Source organism: Actinosynnema sp. NPDC059335 (assembly GCF_042752395.1).
Classification (GTDB): domain Bacteria; phylum Actinomycetota; class Actinomycetes; order Mycobacteriales; family Pseudonocardiaceae; genus Actinosynnema.
In genome coordinates this window covers 19,236-19,989 of the sequence record NZ_JBHYXZ010000142.1, presented here as the reverse complement: position 1 = coordinate 19,989, position 754 = coordinate 19,236, and the positions used below count along the sequence as shown (strand labels likewise).

The window sequence follows — 754 nt, the reverse complement described above, 5'->3', positions numbered from 1 at the left end:
CCGCCCCGCGCCCCACACCCGGGGCCACCGCGCCCGCCGGAGCGCCCCCCCGGTCGCGGACCACCTCGACCCCGCCACGTACCTCACCGCGTTCGACAAGCGGGAGCGCTACGACCGGACCCGGCCGGGGGCGCGGCCGTGGCTGTACGGCATCGCGACCAACCTCGTCGGGCAGCACCGCAGGCAGGAGGCCCGCCGCTACCGCGCGACCGGCGGCGACCCGGTCGAGCAGGACCACGCGGACCGCGTCGCCGCCGAGGTGACCGCGGGCGCGCTGCGGTCGTCGCTGACCGGCGCGCTGGGCGCGCTGTCCGCCGGGGACCGCGACGTGCTGCTGCTGGTCGCGTGGGAGGACCTGAGCTACGAGGAGGTCGCCGCCGCGTTGGCGATCCCGGTCGGCACGGTGCGGTCCCGGCTGCACCGGGCCCGTCGCCAGGTCAGGCAGGCGCTGGGCGGGCAGAACCCCACCGAGGTCGAGGAGTTGCTGAACCATGGATGAGCTGCGGTTGGTGCGCGAACTGGGTGACGGGACGCCGTTGCCGGACGAGGCGGCGCTGGCCCCCGCGCGGGCGGCGTTCCTCGCCGGGGTCGCGGCGCGGGGCGCGGGGCGACCGCGCCGGGGCCGGTCCCGGCATGTGCCGGCCGGCGCGGCGGCGATCGGCCTGGCGGGGGGCCGGGGGCCCGGGGGGGCCCCGGGGCGCCGCCGGGGATCAACACCCGGGGGGCGCGGCGCCGCCCCCGGCCCCCGCCCCCG

At 80.8% G+C, this 754-nt stretch carries 1 protein-coding gene; it reads left to right on the top strand.

Features of this window, described 5'->3' with window-relative positions:
* The coding region (locus ACFXGA_RS31980) for an RNA polymerase sigma factor (protein ID WP_378094396.1) at positions 1-499 on the top strand (499 nt) is incomplete at its 5' end.
* Positions 500-754: the final 255 nt, after the last annotated feature.